The sequence below is a fragment of the Scytonema sp. PCC 10023 genome, from assembly GCF_963920835.1.
In the GTDB taxonomy this organism is placed as follows: Bacteria; Cyanobacteriota; Cyanobacteriia; order Cyanobacteriales; family Nostocaceae; genus Kalymmatonema.
Window position 1 is genome coordinate 121,469 of the sequence record NZ_CAWUDP010000014.1, and the last position, 17,596, is coordinate 139,064.

General features: G+C 43.7%; 16 protein-coding genes and 2 pseudogenes. 4 read left to right on the plus strand and 14 right to left on the minus strand.

The annotated features are described in order from the left end of the window. The first annotated feature begins 486 nt into the window (after positions 1–486). Together ACM0OZ_RS11250 and devC are read left to right on the plus strand one after the other, a co-directional pair. The gene (locus ACM0OZ_RS11250; RefSeq protein ID WP_414582942.1) at positions 487–1,683 is read left to right on the plus strand and encodes an ABC exporter membrane fusion protein; all 1,197 of its coding nucleotides are present in this window, start codon (positions 487–489) and stop codon (positions 1,681–1,683) included. Positions 1,684–1,750: 67 nt separating this feature from the next. After that, a complete protein-coding gene (gene devC / locus ACM0OZ_RS11255) occupies positions 1,751–2,929 on the plus strand; it encodes an ABC transporter permease DevC (protein ID WP_414582922.1) in 1,179 nt (392 codons plus the stop codon). Between the two features lie 510 nt (positions 2,930–3,439). Here devC and ACM0OZ_RS11260 read toward each other — a convergent pair. The 4 genes from ACM0OZ_RS11260 to ACM0OZ_RS11275 all read right to left on the minus strand — a co-directional run bounded on the left by ACM0OZ_RS11260 (position 3,440) and on the right by ACM0OZ_RS11275 (position 8,616). Next, the gene (locus ACM0OZ_RS11260; protein WP_414582923.1) at positions 3,440–4,018 is read right to left on the minus strand and encodes a phosphate-starvation-inducible PsiE family protein; all 579 of its coding nucleotides are present in this window, start codon (positions 4,016–4,018) and stop codon (positions 3,440–3,442) included. A gap of 136 nt (positions 4,019–4,154) precedes the next feature. Then, positions 4,155–5,876: a diflavin flavoprotein gene (locus ACM0OZ_RS11265; RefSeq protein ID WP_414582924.1), complete on the minus strand. Its 1,722-nt coding sequence runs from the start codon at positions 5,874–5,876 to the stop codon at positions 4,155–4,157. A gap of 107 nt (positions 5,877–5,983) precedes the next feature. After that, on the minus strand, positions 5,984–6,850 hold the full coding sequence (locus tag ACM0OZ_RS11270) for a class I SAM-dependent methyltransferase (RefSeq protein WP_414582925.1): 867 nt from the start codon (positions 6,848–6,850) through the stop codon (positions 5,984–5,986). A gap of 38 nt (positions 6,851–6,888) precedes the next feature. Beyond that, a complete protein-coding gene (locus tag ACM0OZ_RS11275) occupies positions 6,889–8,616 on the minus strand; it encodes a diflavin flavoprotein (RefSeq protein ID WP_414582926.1) in 1,728 nt (575 codons plus the stop codon). Positions 8,617–9,272: 656 nt separating this feature from the next. On the opposite strand from ACM0OZ_RS11275, the gene ACM0OZ_RS11280 reads away from it, so the two are divergent. Continuing rightward, entirely contained in the window at positions 9,273–9,464 is a 192-nt protein-coding gene (locus ACM0OZ_RS11280; RefSeq protein WP_414582927.1) for a hypothetical protein, read from the plus strand. A 250-nt stretch (positions 9,465–9,714) separates the two neighbouring features. Here ACM0OZ_RS11280 and ACM0OZ_RS11285 read toward each other — a convergent pair. The 6 genes and pseudogenes from ACM0OZ_RS11285 to ACM0OZ_RS11310 all read right to left on the minus strand — a co-directional run. Next, positions 9,715–9,984 (minus strand): annotated as a pseudogene (locus ACM0OZ_RS11285) (aldo/keto reductase); the annotation flags it as partial. 41 nt (positions 9,985–10,025) lie between these two features. After that, positions 10,026–11,198 (minus strand): RNA-guided endonuclease InsQ/TnpB family protein, encoded by a 1,173-nt coding sequence (locus tag ACM0OZ_RS11290; protein ID WP_414582928.1) that lies wholly within the window; start codon positions 11,196–11,198, stop codon positions 10,026–10,028. A gap of 141 nt (positions 11,199–11,339) precedes the next feature. Further along, entirely contained in the window at positions 11,340–12,089 is a 750-nt protein-coding gene (locus ACM0OZ_RS11295; protein WP_414582929.1) for an aldo/keto reductase, read from the minus strand. 37 nt (positions 12,090–12,126) lie between these two features. Beyond that, the gene (locus tag ACM0OZ_RS11300) at positions 12,127–13,077 is read right to left on the minus strand and encodes an SDR family NAD(P)-dependent oxidoreductase (protein WP_414582930.1); all 951 of its coding nucleotides are present in this window, start codon (positions 13,075–13,077) and stop codon (positions 12,127–12,129) included. Between the two features lie 71 nt (positions 13,078–13,148). Then, complete coding sequence (locus ACM0OZ_RS11305; protein ID WP_414582931.1) at positions 13,149–13,676, minus strand: nuclear transport factor 2 family protein; 528 nt, start codon at positions 13,674–13,676, stop codon at positions 13,149–13,151. Positions 13,677–13,739: 63 nt separating this feature from the next. Continuing rightward, positions 13,740–14,645, minus strand: a complete 906-nt coding sequence (locus ACM0OZ_RS11310; RefSeq protein WP_414582932.1) for an SDR family NAD(P)-dependent oxidoreductase — start codon at positions 14,643–14,645, stop codon at positions 13,740–13,742. A 96-nt stretch (positions 14,646–14,741) separates the two neighbouring features. On the opposite strand from ACM0OZ_RS11310, the gene ACM0OZ_RS11315 reads away from it, so the two are divergent. Continuing rightward, positions 14,742–14,897: a hypothetical protein gene (locus tag ACM0OZ_RS11315; protein ID WP_414582933.1), complete on the plus strand. Its 156-nt coding sequence runs from the start codon at positions 14,742–14,744 to the stop codon at positions 14,895–14,897. Here ACM0OZ_RS11315 and ACM0OZ_RS11320 read toward each other — a convergent pair. The 4 genes and pseudogenes from ACM0OZ_RS11320 to ACM0OZ_RS11335 all read right to left on the minus strand — a co-directional run. Continuing rightward, on the minus strand, positions 14,882–15,166 hold the full coding sequence (locus tag ACM0OZ_RS11320) for an aldo/keto reductase (RefSeq protein ID WP_414582943.1): 285 nt from the start codon (positions 15,164–15,166) through the stop codon (positions 14,882–14,884). The genes ACM0OZ_RS11315 and ACM0OZ_RS11320 overlap by 16 nt on opposite strands. Before the next feature lie 18 nt (positions 15,167–15,184). After that, positions 15,185–15,421, minus strand: a complete 237-nt coding sequence (locus ACM0OZ_RS11325) for a nuclear transport factor 2 family protein (protein ID WP_414582934.1) — start codon at positions 15,419–15,421, stop codon at positions 15,185–15,187. A gap of 131 nt (positions 15,422–15,552) precedes the next feature. Beyond that, complete coding sequence (locus ACM0OZ_RS11330; RefSeq protein WP_414582935.1) at positions 15,553–16,671, minus strand: alpha/beta hydrolase; 1,119 nt, start codon at positions 16,669–16,671, stop codon at positions 15,553–15,555. A 406-nt stretch (positions 16,672–17,077) separates the two neighbouring features. After that, positions 17,078–17,596: pseudogene (locus ACM0OZ_RS11335) on the minus strand (hypothetical protein); the annotation flags it as partial.

Below are 17,596 nucleotides of genomic sequence, written 5' to 3' on the forward strand. Positions count from 1 at the left end.
AGGTTCACATCTTGCACCAAAAAAAATTGATGGTATTTAGTCACTCAGTATTAAACCAATCAACGACCTCTGTTCTAGATGGACGCGCATAGCGATCGCTTAATTGAGTGTCTACCATTTTTCCAAATGTCTATAGTGTTTGATTATATCCAAAAGTATCCATTACGAACAAAACAGATTTTAGGAATTAGCATTGAGCAAGCTGTATCTACAAGGAAGCCTGTACTGGGTAGTTGCCAAAACGGCATAGACCGTAACAAGCCGTAGTAATACGGACTGCCGCAGACCACTCCTTTAGCAAGAGTAGCCGTTATCTCCAAGTGTTAAAGTTCGTACCTTGGGATGTCAATCAGCAATTTGATTCAAGCCAGTCCCAAGCTCTACAACAAGGGCAGTTAAACAGATACCTTGTTAATGGTTAAGCCAGTGCTACCAAGCGAAAGTACCGAGAGATTAACAGGTCGAGGCAAACGTTGGGACGAAAATATGGCAGAAGACAAGAAAAGCCAATTACTTGAAAAACCGTCAGGTCGATGGCGAATCATTTCGGTAGCTTCTATTGCATTAGTCATAGGGGTAGCATCTGTATACATTTTTTCACGATTTCGGTCTAACATTCAGACTTACCCATCAAAATCCCATAAGTCGGCTCCTGTCAGAGTTGCAATTACAGCCTTGGGACGCCTAGAGCCTCAAGGCGAAATCACTCACTTATCAGCCCCCAGTTCACTCTCGGGTACTCGAGTAGAAAAACTGTTGGTGAAAGAAGGAGACACAGTTCGCTTCGGGCAAATAGTAGCGTTGCTCCAAGATTATGCCAGAGCCACAGCAGCACTCGAACAAGCACAAGACAAAGTGAAAGTTGCTCAAGCTCAACTAGCGCAGGTCAAAGCCGGAGCAAAATCTGGAGACATTTCGGCTCAAAAAGCAACACTCGCCCGTTTAGAAACTCAATTAAAAGGAGAAGTGACCACTCAACAAGCAACAATCGCCCGCTTGCAGGCTGAGTTAGACAATGCCCAAACCGAGAACAATCGGTATCAGCAGTTATACTCACTCGGTGCCATTTCAGCTTCTATTGCAGATAGCAAGCGTTTACAACTTCTGACGGTGCGACAGCAGCTCACAGAAGCTAAGGCAAACCTAAACAAGACTGTGAACACGCTTGACGACGAGATAAAGGAGGCAAAAGCCAGACTAGCAAGCATTAGTGAGGTGCGTCATGTAGATGTCCTGGTGGCAGAAGCTCAACTTAAGAGTACCATAACTGCAGTTACACAAGCAAAAGCAGAACGGGATTTAACTTACGTCATATCTCCTATGAATGGAAAAGTTTTGAAAGTTCATACCAAAACAGGAGAAGCGATTGGTAATTCAGGGATTATTGAGATAGGCAAAACATCTCAAATGTATGTGGTTGCAGAAGTTTATCAAACTGATATAGAGAAAGTGCGCCTCGGTCAAAAAGCCACCATGACCAGTACTGCATTTACTGGAAAATTGTCGGGAACAGTAAGCGAGATTGGTTTGCAAGTTAGCAAACAGAGTATTTTAAATCTTAATCCAGGAGTAGACACAGACCGTAGAGTGATTTCGGTAAAAATCCGCATCGATAATCCAGTGGACAGTCAACGGGTCGCAGGTTTAACCAACTTACAGGTAGATGTAGCCATTCAAATATAACTACCGTCGAAGGCATTGTTAAATAACTTAACGTAACTTACAAAACTATATTTCCAGATATGAAACTATGACTTCCAAGATTCCCTTGGCATGGCTACAGTTAGTCCACCAAAGAGTTCGTTTTTTCGTCGCTGTGGCAGGCATTGCTTTTATTGTGAGTCTAATGTTTGTGCAAATTGGTTTACAAGATGCTCTCTACTCAAGTGCTACTCAGATACATCACAGTCTCCAAGGAGATTTATTTTTAATCAGTTCTCAATATAAATCTTTGACTGCAAATCAAAGCTTTTCTCGGACTCGTTTATACCAAGCTTTAGGGTTTAATGGTGTAGAGTCAGTCAGACCTATATATTTGGGATTTGCCAAATTCAAAAATCCCATTAACGGTGAAAAATACTCAATATATGTTATAGGTATTGAACCGGGAAAGGAGGCTATCAATTTACCAGAACTTGAGCAAAATGTAGAGAAAATAAAAATTCCTGATGTGGTACTATTTGACCGGAATTCTCGACCAGAGTTCGGACCAGTTGCTGAAAGATTTGAGTCAGCAAATACTGAGCTAGTCGTTGAAATATTTACCTTGGATGCAGTCAGTGGCTATAGAGTTAGAGTAGGTGGCTTATTCAGTTTGGGTCCTTCTTTTGGAGTAGATGGCAATTTAATTGTCAGCGACTCAACTTTCCTCAGAATATCTCTAAACAAGCGGCCTTCAGAAATGATAGATGTGGGTGCGATAACTCTCGCTCCTGGCGTAGAACCTCAAAAAATTTTGGAAAATCTCCGAACCAACTTAGCTAATGATATTCTAATCTTTACCAAACAAGAGTTTATAAATTTTGAGAAAAAATATTGGGCGACCAGAACGCCCATTGGGTTTATATTTAACCTCATGCTCACAATGGGTTTTGTGATTGGTGTGGTCATTGTCTATCAAATTCTTTATAGTAATATCTCCACTCAAATGACTGCCTATGCTACTTTAAAAGCTATAGGTTATGAAGATAATTATCTATTAAATGTGGTATTTCAACAGGCTTTTATCTTGGCGGCTTTGGGTTATTTACCAGGATTTGCTATTTCTTTAGGTATATATGATTTAGCCATGAAAGCTACTAAATTACCAATAATTATGAGCTTAAACAACATATTAATTATCTTAATATCAACAATCTTAATGTGTATGACTTCTGGGTTGTTGGCTATGAACAAACTCCGCTCCGCAGACCCGGCAGATATTTTCTAGGGTATCAGTTCACTAGGGTAAACGCATCGGGAGCATGTCACCTTTTTGAGTTAGTTTAGACGGACAGCAATCCATTAGTTGCACACAACGGTGAGTCAACTTTTCCAAATTCCAATTGGGCTGCTTTCTCCAAAGCTTCTGCAAATCCCAAACTGTTATCACGAATCATGCGGAAAGTCTCTAGGACTTACGCATTGACAGAAAAATGGCTATGTGCATTCAAGCTCACCTTATGTTTTACTCCCTTCGGTGGTGTAAGATTACCGATGTAGTTTCTTCTCCCCTGCACCGGGTGCACACCTTACCGTAATCTTCGGGCGCGAAAGGAGTAGCCCATATTCCGCACTTAGTAGTGTCACAGAAAAAATGTAAAAAATAAAACTAGTAGACGGAGGTGCGCTGCGACTGCGATCTTGGGATGGACGAAGCTGGATCTGGGAGGCGATTGCCCCAAGGGGCACCTGGAGAAGGCAATCGCGAATAATGTCTGACTGTCACGGATTTTTCATTTCAGTATTCACCTCTAACCCGATTATTGTCTTCTGCCAAAATAGAAGCTGTAACTGGAGAGTCCATAGGATGAATAGATTCAGATAATTGATCTGCCGTAAGTAATTTATTTCTCATAGAGAGACGACGTTCAGGGTCAATGCCGCTGAAGGTTGGTGGTAACCAAACTCGAACGACTAGTAATACCGCCATAACAAGCAAGAAGGCACAAGAAGCTAAAATCTGGCTCCAGTGTGCTTCCAGCACTCCCCGCACAATCACTTCTCGCAGAACGGATACGATGGATACTTCTACTGCTACGCCAATAGATATTCGTTGCTCTTGTAAGTAAATAATCAGCAGTCGAAATAACTCAACTAAAATCAACAAAAATAGAATATCTGAGGTGACAACTTGAAAATTCAGGGGAGGTAGCAGCGAATAGAACATGGCTCGCAATTGGATTGTCATGAAGCTGAACAGACCAATACATAAAGAAATCACAAGTAAGTCTTGGACAGCTTCAAGACATCGCACAAGGCTATTCCGATTCAACCATGCGTATCGATTTGTGGATGGCTTCTCAAGGGACTCTTGCATTTAAGCTCCTACTGGATTATGAAAAGTATTGTTGAAAAATTTAGCGCTCACGCCAAAAGAAGTGCACATAGTCAACAGGCAAGATGCCTGCCAGCAGTGAGTTTCTTCTTTTTGAATACCGTACCTTATGAATTGCTTAGTACTGGCTGCCCGATTTGCGCTGATGTATTGCAGTCATCCCCATAGACTGTAATATTTGACCACTGTTGACTATGGCATAAACAACCCAGTGATCACCGCAGTCCATCCGGCTATGGACAGTGCATTCTAAATAAGTGAGAGCATCGTTGAGGATGGAACAGCCATTTTGGGCTGTTTGAGTTGCCAAGCCAGCAAAGCGATCTTGTCCAGGTGCAAAGGGTTGAAGGAAGTGCCGCCTCAAGTTCATGCCTTCTTTCAAGATATTTAAGACAAAATTATCTCCCGTATGCATTAAAGATTCAATCGCTCTGTCTTTGGCAACTGCAACCGTTAAACCAGGGGGATTGAAGCTTGCTTGAGTCACCCAAGAGGCGAGCATAGCGCTGCTGATCTCTCCGCGTTTAGCAGAAACCACACACAGAGATCCAATAATTCGCCCCACGGCTTGTTCTGTTCTGTCAATTTGGGAATCACTTACGCTTTGTCGGGGAGTGCGAATTTTCTTCGCCTTTTTCAAAGCTTGAGCAAAGTCAGTTCCCGCTTCTTTACACTGTTGTAGGATGGCATCAGTGGGTTTGAACTTAACCCGCATCGTGTCAAAGCCAAAGTGATAGCCTGCATGTTGTAATTTGCTTTCAATTTCATCAACTGCTTCCCCACTCCAGCCATAAGAACCAAAAACACCTGCTAACTTGCTTTTAGTAGCAGTTGAAAGCACAATACCTAAGGCTGTTTGCACTTGGGTAGGCATATGTCCCCCCAATGTCGGAGAACCGATGATAAATCCATCGCATTTTTCGACAACTGCCTGAATTTCAGTTGGATCTGTGAACTCACAGTTAATTAACTCTACAGCTACACCCGACTTGGTAATGCCCTTGGCGATCGCTTGTGCCAAAGTCGCTGTGTTCCCATACGCAGACGCATAAATCATTGCCACTGTCAAGTCTTTATCCTTCTGCTGCTGACTCCACTGTCGATAGTCATGGGTGAGTCGGCTTTTGCTGAAGCGTACAAGAGGACCGTGACCAGGAGCATAGAACTTGACTGATAAAGGAGCAAATTTGTCAAGTGCTATTTCTACCTGCCGAAACTGACCAGCATGAAGGCAATCATAATAGTGCCGTCTGTCTTCATCTAGGCGTTTCCAACCTTCATCAAAAACTTCATCCCCACAAATATGAGTACCAAATAGTTTATCAGTAAACAAAATGCGAGTTTCAGGGTCATAAGTATAAAGCTCGTCAGGCCAACGTGGCGTGGGGACAGCAATAAATTGTAGCTTGTGACCTTGACCCAAATCCAGAACTTCTTCTCCCCTCGCAACACTTATTTTTAGCTCTCGGTCTGGAAACGCCGTACGTAAAGCGACTGCACCAGCTTTCGAGCAGATAAAGGTAATTTGAGGAGCTAACTCCAGCAACGCCTTCAATGTCACGCAACGATTTGGGTTGACATGACCCAAAATGACATAATCAAGATGGCTTAAATCAACGTCCTGCTGTAGTTCACGCAGATAAATCTCTGTAAACGACTCTCCCGGAGGGTCCAAAATCGCGGTTTTCTCAGCTTGAATTAAGTAGGAGTTGGCAGTCGTTCCTTTTTGGAGCGAGTATTCGACTTCAAATTTGAGTCTATCCCAAGTGCGCGATCGCAGTACAGTCGTGTCAGCACCAATTGAGGCAACCTGAACATCGCGTAGTTTTATGTCTGCCATAGATTTATTAGGTTGGGTAATTTTGTTATTTGTTAGTCACTGGAGTGCTAGCGTGCAGTTAATGTAGTTACTGCCAGCAATGTTTCTTACTGGCATCCTGTTGAAAATCAAGCGACATCAAGAGTAAGTGCAAAGACAGATTGAGCTGCAAGCATTTTTCTGACGACTTCTGCGTCAATGCCCAAGATTTCCAAGCAGCTTAACTGCTCCATCACGTTCAACATAGTATGTTCTGCCACACGGAAGCCTTGTTCATAAGCGAACTGCCGCGCCGCTTCTGGCGTTTCAAAATTGTTATCTACTAAAGACCTACCTGTCAGGTTAGTACCTGTTTGTAAGAGCTTTTGTAAATCTGGATCATTTTGTACTGATTGTGAAAGACTAGCTGTGTCAATGAAGTCAGGAGTAATCCAGACGCCACCATAAGAGGAAAGCATCTCGCGGACATTGGCACACACTTGTTGTTTTTCCGCCAAATTGAGATGTGTCAACAACCCCTCACACAAAATCATGATTGGCTGTCCTGCGTTCAGTTGCTTAGAACTTTGCAAAAACTGACTGGGGCGGCTAGTCGCATCAACTTCCAGAAAGTGTAGATTAGGACGTTCCCCAACAAGTTGCTGAACTAGTTGTTGTTTACAACGAATCATAGCAGGCAAGTCAGTTTCAATAAAAGTGATGTTAGGATCACTTGATATGAAAAGACCACGCGGTAGCAAACCGGATGCCAGTTCCAGAACTTGCGCTATTTGATATTGAGCCATAACTTGGTTAATGGCCTTATAACGAGCTTCCACGCGTGCGGTAAGCAAAACGCTTTTGTTCTGGTTTTCTGGTGATAGCTCTACCAACCTCTGCGATACCAATTGTGCCAACTCCTTGGCATAGGGAATATCTGTAAACTGTCGGGCTTTGCTCACCATGAAAGCAGTGAGGCTGATTTTGTCAAAGCGACTAGCTTGCAGTTTCTGCATGAGTTTTTCCGTCGTTGTGTTTATTTGGGTCTAGTGACTTAATAGTGATTGCCGACTTTGCGATGGTGAACCGCAGTCAGAGCATCAGGTTTAGAGACACGACCTATAGAGACAGTGCTGTAAATATTCCAGTGGTCGCCGCACTCCATACGGCTTTTGACTTCGCACTCCAAATAAGCAAGGGCGTCTGCCAAAATCGGACAATCATTGTTTGCTGAGTAAGTTTTGACTCCTTCAAAACGATCAGCACCAGGAGCAAAGCGCTGGAGGAAGTGTTTCATCAGTCTCTGATAATTGCCTTCTTCCAAAACATTAAGAACGAAGTGGTCACCTGGATGCAACAAAGATTCAATGGCACGGTCTTTAGCTACCAAAACTGTTATGCCCAAAGGCTTAAAGCTAGCTTGCGCTACCCAGGAAGCCAACATAGCACTGCTGAAACTGCCTTTTTGAGTTGTGAGGATGTAAAGTCCTGAACTTAAGCGTCCCAAAGCTTTTTCTAGCTCAGAATTTATGGCTTTGATTTGCTTGATATTGCGATCGCGCGATAACAACTGCCCCATGTCTGTGCCAGCTTCTTCACACAAATGGTATGTGGCATCAGTTGGTGTTTCCTTAACGACAATTGGTGAGAAGGCAGGATTTAGCCCTAAGTCCCGGAACTGATTGAACAGTAAATAAACTGATTCACTATCCCTACCTCCGGATTCAAATACACCAATGGACTGCTTGGCTTTGGCAGCAGCTAGAACAGTGCTGATGGCAGTTTGAGCAGAAGCAGCGATAGGTCCTGTCGTTGGTGGAGTGCCGATTACCAATCCACTGGCAATGCTTACCAATTCTCTGACATCTTGAGGATCAGCTGACTTCAAATCCATCATTTCCACTGCCACACCCGTTTTCGTGATACCGTGGGCGATCGCTTGAGAAAGACGATCGCTATATCCGTAATCTGAGACATAAAAGACGGCAACTGTTGTTTCTGCCTTTGCTTGCTCTTGGCTCCACTGACGATAGCGACCTACCAGTTCGGTAACATTGTGATGGAGTAGAGGACCGTGACCTGTGGCAATGGTTGCAATTTCTGGCAACTCACTCATCCGCTTGAGAGCAGACAGCACTGAGCGAGCATTTGGTCTCATCAAGCAGTCGTAATAGTACTGGTAATCTTCTTCGATCAGGTCTAAATCTTCATCAAAAGTATGGTCGTCACAATAGTGCATACCAAACGCATCACAAGTGTATAAAATTTGCGTTTTGGTATCATAAGTGAATATTGTGTCAGGCCAGTGCAGATTAGGCGCAATCACAAATTCCAGGACGTGTCCGTTACCTAAATCTAGGCGATCGCCATTTTTCACAATCTGTTGCTTAAATGGAGCGTGTACCCAATTTTCTAGAAACTGAATTGCCACCTTAGAACCAACAACAGTTACCTGAGGAGCTAGCGCCAGTATATCTTTGACCAATCCACTGTGGTCTGGTTCAGTATGGCTAACAATCAAGTAATCCAGCTTTTGTGGGTCAATCAGTCCCAACACTGTATCTAAGTACAGTTGGCGAAACTTTTCATGGGAAGTATCAATTAAAGCTGTTTTTTCACTCTGTATTAAAAAAGAGTTGTAAGTTGTGCCATTTTGGAGTCCGAATTCAATATCGAAGCGATCGCGATCCCAATCCAAGCAGCGGATTGCTGTAGTACCACGAATCATTTCAATAGACTGCATCGTTAATCTGCGTTGACCTTGTTCAACAAGTGCTATCATTCGGCTCCTCCTGTGCTACTCTATGGTTTTTTGATTTTTATAGTAAGTTTTCTATGCTTCTTTAAAAAACTATATTGATAAACTTTAAAAATTACAAGAAAAAATTTATATAATTTTTTTTTATTAATCATAGAGCCAGCTTAACTATAAAGCAATGAAAATACCTTAGATAAACATTAGTTTTCAGGTGCAGAGTATTGCTACGACTTTGCACCCAGGTTAGGGCAATATAAGTACGTGGGCGAAATGAAACGTAAATAGGACTATTGACGGAAGAGACAAGATGTGGATAGCATCGAAACGGCTGGATCAGATTTTAAGTTACTGCTAAAAAGGACTATCTTGCCTAGTCAAACCTGAGAATTTGATGGAAGCTAAACAAGGAAAGCTTTCACTCGCTCAACTGGTCTTCAGCAAATCAGGTAGGGCTAAACTCACATGCAGCAAACTTCTGTCAATGCCTAAGTTTAAAATCTACCGCTGTCTTCGCTCATGGCAAGGGTTTTAACCACTCGTCGTGCTTACTACATTTACGAGCCTAAAGTTAAACCAATAGCTTCCTAAAAGCCGTATACATTAACGAGTTATGATCAATTCATAGGTAGATGTATTTGTATAGTCCGTCAGTCTAACAAAACGAGTGAGCAATAAAGAAAATGAATGACTCAGTGTTTGTGATCTTCATTGCCTTTGGGTGTCTTTGGATATTGATGGGAGTTGGTGGCTGGATTGCACTCTTAAAATCTGAAGGGGAAGAGATTAAGTTTGGCAAATGGGGACTCATAGTTGCTATCCCCATTCTTATTCCGATCATCGTTGCCCTGATCATTGGCGCACTTTACCATTAGTTGCACTCTCGCTGCGTATCCCCTCTTACCGGACAAAATGACCAGTGTTACAGGGCTTATTCTTATAATTAGACCACAAATCGTAGGGTGGAGAGAAGTCCTGCAGGCGGGTTTCCCGCCGTAGGGAACTTCGGGGCATTGCCCAGAAAAGCCTATGTGATTGACATTTGAGATATTCGTAAGCAATGCCCACCTTACAGAAAACCCCTGTAAGTCGGTTGGAGTGTTCTTTGACAGCAGGTTGCGACAGCTACTGCTCTAATGCTGCTTTCACTTTTGCATCCCACCCCATTGCTTGCATCCATCCCGGATAAAGTGGTTGTGGAGCAGTTAGAGTATCTAGTTTCTCCAGCTCATGGCAAGATAACTTAAGTTCAGCTGCTCCAAGGTTGTCTTCCAGATGCGTCATTTTGTTAGCACCAATAATCACTGAAGAAATGAATGACTTGGTGAGAATCCAAGCAATGGCTACCTGAGCGGGTGATGAACCGTGATTTTGGGCAATTTCCTTGAGTAAATCTACTACCTCGTAGCCGCTACATAAAACCTACTCAAATCTATCTATTCAGCTTGAGAGGCTTTATTTCCTGCTTCAGCCAAGGATGTCGGCATCTTCTTGTCTACAGGCGTAAATTCGGGAGTAGCTCTCCCTATTTTCTCTAAATTTAAAGCTGCATTCAAATCTCTATCTCCAATCCACCCGCATTTTGAGCATTCAAAAACACGTTCTTTAAGAGATAAAGATTCTTTTTTCTCACCGCAACAATAACAAGTCTTAGAACTTGGAAACCAGCGGTCAGCTATAATCAGTTTTGAACCGTAAAGTTGACATTTGTATTCCAGTTGGCGTTTGAATTCATAAAAACCACCATCGCTAATTGCCTTTGACAATTTCTGGTTTGACAACATCCCACTGACATTTAAGTTTTCAATCACGATCTTGCCGTGGTTCTTGGCTAAGTAGGTTGTTAACTTATGTAAGTAGTCAGTACGAATATTTGCGATTTGGTTGTGTAGTCGAGCTATTTTTATATTGGTATCAGACCAATTTTTAGACTTGAGTTGTTTGTGACGATTGCGCCATTGTAATCGCTCAAGCTTTTTTTGTAATTGACGTGTTTTTTTGGCTCCACAAAAGACTTCTCCTGTCGAAAGAACTGCCAGGTTTAAAATACCTAAATCAACTCCCACAACATCAAAGCGCTTGGGAGTCGGTTTTCTATCTGTTTCTATTTTGAAAGAAATAAACCATCTATCTGCTTTTCGACTAATAGTTACTGTTTTGGGTTTTAACCCTGATGGTAGAGATTCATAAGTTTTTAAGACTCCAATTACTGGTACTTGTATTTGAGTATCACCAATGACTTTAATTGTTCCATCTAGAGTGAAGGAATCATCACGTCCCTTCTTTTTAAACTTGGGAACACCTGCTTTTTTACTAAAACATTTTTCCCAAGCTTGCCTTAAATTTCTTAAGGCGAATTGAGGCGCACATTTGGAGACTTCATAGTACCAGTCATATTCTGATTTGACGAGTGCAACTAACCATTTGTGTAAATCAATTGAGGTGGGAAACTTTATTTTCTGTTGTGGATTGAGTTTGTTATGATTGAGTATTGCTTTGGTCAGTCCTAATCCCCAATTCCAAGCATGACGTGCTACTCCCGCATGTTTGGCAAGAAGAAGTTGTTGATAAGAGTTGATTTTTATTTCTGTCTGAAATCCGAGTAGCAATGTTGGTAAACTCTACAACAACGAATATGAATTTATTGTAATTCTTCTCAACTAGCCACAGCCAAATGTTAGCATTTTGTTACTAAAAGTTTAATAATGAGTAGGATTGAGGAGAATTAGATAGGATTTTCTGAACTGTTGCTAGCCCTTTTCTACCTCAACAGGTGGAAACTGGAAATTTTTGCGACGAGCATCTTCAGGCACAGGGGTTTGACGAGTGTACTTACCGCTGAGGAAACCACTGGCAAGAGGACTCCATACCAAAATACCGATACCTGTGTCTTCCACAAACGGGACAATCTCGTGTTCTATATCACGCCCTAGTAGCGAGTAATACATTTGCGCTCCCACAAATCGAGCATAGCCATGACGCTCTTGAATTGCCAACATCCGGGCAGCTTTCCAGGCTGGGAGGTTGGAGAAGCCGACATAACGCACCATTCCGCGCCGTACTAAATCATCCAAGGCGCGTACCGTTTCTTCTGGTGGCGTGAGGGGATCGGGAATGTGTATTTGATATAAGTCAATGTAATCTGTTCCCAGTCGCTTCAAGCTTGCTTCAGCAGATGCGATGATATGGCGATAGGAAAGACCAGTATCAGTTATTGCATTGCCTGTACGAAATCCTACTTTGGTAGCTATGATTGCCTCATGGCGACGGTTTCCCAATGCCTTGCCTAGCATGATTTCCGACTGTCCGCTTGTGTAGGCATCTGCTGTGTCGAAAAGGTTTATACCAGCATCGAGGGCGCGGTTGACCATTTGGTCTGCCATGTTTTGGTCAATATTGTTGATGACACCAGGAACAAGTTGACCTTCGCCAAAAGTCATCGCACCGAATGCGAGACGGGAGACAACTAAACCTGTGTGTCCTAAAGTTGTGTATTGCATAGAAAAATTTTCTAAGTTTGTGTCAAAAAATTAGAGATTAATCCAGCATTCCACCAGTCACATCCACAAGCGAACCGTGAAAGGCGGTAGCTTCATCGGATGCGAGGAACATAACCGCACGCGCCATTTCCTCAACCGTATTTGTGCGTCCAATTGGTATACCCTTTGACCCTTCCTCAAACGAAACGCCGCGTTTGGCACGTGCATAACGCAGCATGGGCGTATCTACTCCACCAGGCGAGATTGAACTCACGCGAATATTGTTGCGGGCGTACTCCAGCGCCGCCACTTTGGTAAGCGAAGCCACGGCGTGTTTGCTGGCACTGTACGGGGAGAGTTCAGAGAAAGCGCGATGCGACGATACGGATGCCGTGTTAAGGATGACACCACCGCCTTGCTTGAGCATATACGGGATTTCGTACTTCATTGAGAGGAAGGTACCAAGCGCGTTGGTGTTCATGCAGTTGAGGAAGTCCTCGGTTTTCTGTTCGTGAATCTTTGTAAACTCAGGGTTCACGATGCCTGCATTGTTGAAGGCAATATCAATCCGACCATACTTTTGGACGCAGGCGTCAATAAAGGCTTTGACATCTTCTTCTTTTCTGACATCGGCTTGCATATACGTTGCTTCGCCACCAAAACCTTTGATTTTAGCTTCAACTTGTTTGCCCAAGTTTTCACGTCGTCCGCAGAAGAAGACTTTTGCTCCTTCTTTTGCAAAGGCATAAGCCGTTCCTTCCCCAATACCGGAAGTCGCCCCGGTGATCACCACGACTTTACCTGCAAATTTGCCGTTGCGATTAGTAGTGGCTTTGGGTTCCGGCGGCTTCTGAGTATTCGCTTGGGCACCTCCAGCCAGAAATGTTGCACCAACTCCAGCAACAGAAGCACCGCCAACAAGTATTCGCCGTCGAGAAACTCCCTTAGTTGACCTTCTACCCGTGAGGTTCGTCTCTGAAGATGATGAATTCTCAAACTTGTCTGCCATCTGCTTCTCCTACAATAAACTTAAAAACTGACTGCTTGTGATAGGTAAACTGCTTACTTTGAAAGGTTGAATCATTTTGAAAAACTGTCTCCCCAGGCTTCAGTAAACACCATCGGGTTGTAGTATTCTCGGTAGAGCAGAATTTTGCCGTTGCGGAATTTGAATAGTCCTGCATAGATATTGTTGTAAGGTTTGCCAGTCGCCAGAACTTCAATTTCCCCACGGTATTCTGCATAAAGGGTGTTTGGATCAACCATGGGATAGATGACTAAGTCGGGGAAAACCATTTTGCCCACATTGGTGGGGAGTGCGCTGTAGTGCTTTGCGATCGCAGCTTTACCCTCAAGCCGTTTGGGAAAGCCAGGCGGTGAATAAGGCATATCCTGTACGCCGTCTTTATCCCATAACTCAAGCCATGTATCCATGCGCTTCTTGGACAAAAGGTCGAGAAAATCGCGAACGACTCGCTCATTTTTCTGGCGGATTTGGTCATCTTTAGTGATTGCGGATGCTACCGGGCTTGATATTATGCCTACTGCTGCCAATGCGCCTGCTGCTAAGGCACTCCTAAGCAGGGTACGCCGAGTCTTAAACGCCATAAAAGATTTTGTTTGCTTGTAATAAAGAGTTAAAAAGTTTTGTGGTGGTGAGATTATTCTCAATTACTTGGTCAAATAACCGCCTGTAGCATCAACATCCATGCCCGTGATGCAAGTTGCATCATCAGAACTCAACCACATCACGGTTCTCGCAATTTCTTCTGTATTGACAATTCGCTTGATGGGATAATCTTGAGAAACTGCCTTAAAGTCAGTTTTCCAAGCGGCTAGCGCCCGTCGTAGCATAGGGGTATCGACTGCTCCGGGTGAAACCGAATTGACGCGAATATTCTTGTCTGCATATTCCAAGGCTGGAACTTTGGTTAGGGAGATAACGGCGTGTTTGCTGGCGCTGTAGGGAGCAATCGTTGCAAAGCCGACGTGTCCGGAAACCGAGGCATTGTTGACAATGACTCCACCGCCTTGGCGCAACATATGAGGTAGTTCATACTTCATCGATAAGAACACACCCGTTGCATTAGTGTTGAGCAAGTCCATCCATTCTTCAAGCGATCGCTCAGCAATTGTGGCAGGTTTGCTCTCAATACCTGCATTGTTAAAGGCAATATCAATCCGACCATACTTCTTGACACAGGCGTCAATAAATGCTTTGACATCTTCTTCTTTTCTGACATCGGCTTGCATATACGTTGCTTCGCCACCAAAACTTTTGATTTTGGCTTCAACTTGTTTGCCCAAGTTTTCACGTCGTCCGCAGAAGAAGACTTTTGCTCCTTCTTTTGCAAAGGCATAAGCCGTTCCTTCTCCAATACCGGAAGTTGCCCCAGTGATTAGCACAACTTTACCTGCAAATTTGCCGTTGCGATTAGTAGTGGCTTTAGGTTCCGGCGACTTCTGAGTATTCGCCTGACTCCGTCCTGCAAACACCATTGCTGTCAGTCCAGCAAATCCTGCTCCCCCCAACATCATTGCACGTCGGCTCAGTGCCTTCATTAACGTGTTATTCATATCATTTATGTATCAGGCTTATCTTTAACTACGGTGATTGTCTATTAACTCGAAAGTCCCGCCGAAGGTTGCTCCTCTTGTGTTGACTAAGAAGTCGTGGGGAAAGCCAAGCTCAAGGAAGCTGACCGAAGAAAGGCAGAGGGCAGAGGGCAGAGGGCAGAAGGAAAGAAGGTAAGCTTTGATACAAAAATAAGTCCTCTGTTCTCTGCCATAAGGTTTAAAGCCCCTGAATTTATTTATGGAGAAAAATAAACGCGTAGCAACTTTATTAAATCCCCCGAATTCATTCGTGGGGACGCCTTCTGCCTTCTGCCTTCGTACTTCTGCCTTCTTAATTCATCCAGTTTCTGTATGTGTTCTGGAGATAATTGGAAATCCAGACAAGCAAGATTGTCTTGAATTTGAGATAGTTTAGTTGCTCCCAAAATGGGAATCACGCCTTTGCTGCGTACCCAGTTGATAGCAACTTGTGAGGGTTTACGTCCTATTTCCTCTGCGACTTGAACAACAGTGTCGGCGATCGCCCGAAGGGCAGTGGGCTAAAGCCCAATCGCCAACTTTCGCTCATCAATCTCAGTCCACTGCTGGATTTGGGTATCTGCACTGACAGTGGTAGGTTGACCGCCTAACATGGAAGTGTAATCGAATTCAACCTGATCGCTAAAGGAAGCACGGCACTCTGCCCAGTTACGCAAATCTGCCATCAAGCCAATTTTGTTAACTGTTTCGATAATTTCCTGGCGATCCAATGCTTGTTGAGCAACATCATGATTCATAGTTTGATTCCTGCGATTCCTTATTTGAGCTTCGGCAGTAGTCATCTGTGTTATCAAAAAAGCAACTCCGGCACTACCTGTGAAAACTATGTTTCTGCGGGATATTATCATCAATAATTTATTTTTGGAATTTATTTTTGGACAGTTTTCGTGTCTTTTAGCGTGTTTTTGAAGTGAACAGCAGCAACTTGCACCGCCTTGGTGACATACGGTTCTTGATCGTAGAAGTCAGTGTGCTGACCTTGTGTCCAGAACAACTTCTTCTGTCCAGGCATGGTATTGTAAAATTTACGCACGCTGTCTGGTAAAGCTGAGTTGTCGCTGTGAATAAAAAGCGTCGGAACATTGACTTTGGGAGCGGCGGCAAGAGCATTAAACTGCAACCATTCTACCCACGACATCTCTGCAAACTGGTTCTTCCACTGCGCGATCGCACCGCGAGAAGAACTGCCATAATAACTTAACGGGCTAGACATAGCAGCTTTTGGGTCATTTTGCTTGTAAGCTGGCACATACTCCACTTCCCCAGTTTGAGCATATTTCTTTTGTGCAGCTATCCCGGCTTGTATCTTGCGACGCACTCCTTCTTCACCAAAGACTGAACGCAGAGATTCAGGATCGTGCAACCATGCAGCGACGGTTACGAATGATTTGAATCTGGTATCTTCAGCTACTGCCTCTGCCATATAACCAGCACTGGCACACACGCCCAAGCCACCGATCTGGTTGGCATTAATCATGGGTAGCGATCGCAAGTAGCTTACTGCATTCTTGATATCCTGAATTTTCTTTTGTGGCGATTCATACTGACGTGGTTCACCGCCGCTTTCACCCCAGAAGCGAAAATCAAATGTGAAAGTCGCCAACCCTTGTTCTGCAAGCTTTTTGGCATACAAATCAGGCATTTGCTCCTTCACCGTTGTCCACGCGCCCGTGACTACAACAGCTGGAAGTTTATCACCTGGTTTGTAATCAGCAGGCAAATGCAAGTTGCCCACCATCTTGACGCCTTCGCTTTGGAAAGTTACTCTATTTAAGCCTGGTTTGTAGTCAGCAGGCTGTTGCAAGTCGCCTGCCATTTTTACATCGTGACTAAGTGTTATGACTTGATTCACAGCAGGCTCAATTTGCTGAGTTTTGGCGAAAGCAACGCCACCCACCAAAGCAAGGGCAAGTGCTGCTCCGATAGTTAGAAGTTTTTTAGGAGCATTGTTGTTTGTGGAAGATGGTGTATCTGCATTACTAGCCATGTTTAAACCTCCTAACCGCTTGTTGATTCAGTAATCATCTTGTTATCTCTAAGGTTAGGGGAAACAAAACTGGGATTCAGCACCCGTTCTTGCGCGGAAATATCAAAATCTTGCTCAACCCCTCATTCGCCAGCAGTATCCTTGAAAACTGAATCAACTCATTAAACTGTATATATATACAGACAGTAACTAAATTAAACTTTATAAATTAATAAATGTAACTTGAGCGCCTACGTCCGCCTCTGGTGTCAGCGTAGTTATATCTACTCCAAATAGCGATCGCTCATTAGAGCGATCGCGGAGCAAATTGACTTCTCAGACATCCTCTTAGGGGCAGGGTGTACTCCATTTAGATGCAAAGTGCTGTAACAATGCGGTTATGGAAGCCATAGAAAATATGCATGCATTAGCGCCACCACCGTGCCACATCATTAATAGCAGTAGCAACTTCAGCCACTGCTAGCTGATCACTTAACGCAAACAAAACCGGAACCAGTGCGCTTATGTCTTGCAGCAAGTCCTTGCGACGTCTCTGAGATATTTTGTGCAGTGTATCTTGCCAAAGAGAGAAAAGCTCGGTTATTGGCATCTTGGATAAAGGGATAGCTAAGGCAGTGAGGGCATCGACGCGATATCTTTCATTAGCAATTTCGCGAGCAACTTGAAGGGCTTCGGGCATTAATGCTTCGGGCAGTTTGTCAGCTAAAGCAGTTAGGGCTTTGGCGCGATACTCTTGATTAGCAATCTCGCGAGCAACTTGAAGGGCTTCGGGCAACACTTCGGGCAGTTTGTCAGCTAAAGCAGTTAGGACTTTGGCGCGATTATATTCATTAGCAATTTCGCGAGCAACTTGAAGGGCTTCGGGTAACACTTCGGGCAGTTTGTCAGCTAAAGCAGTTAGGGCTTTGGCGCGATACTCTTGATT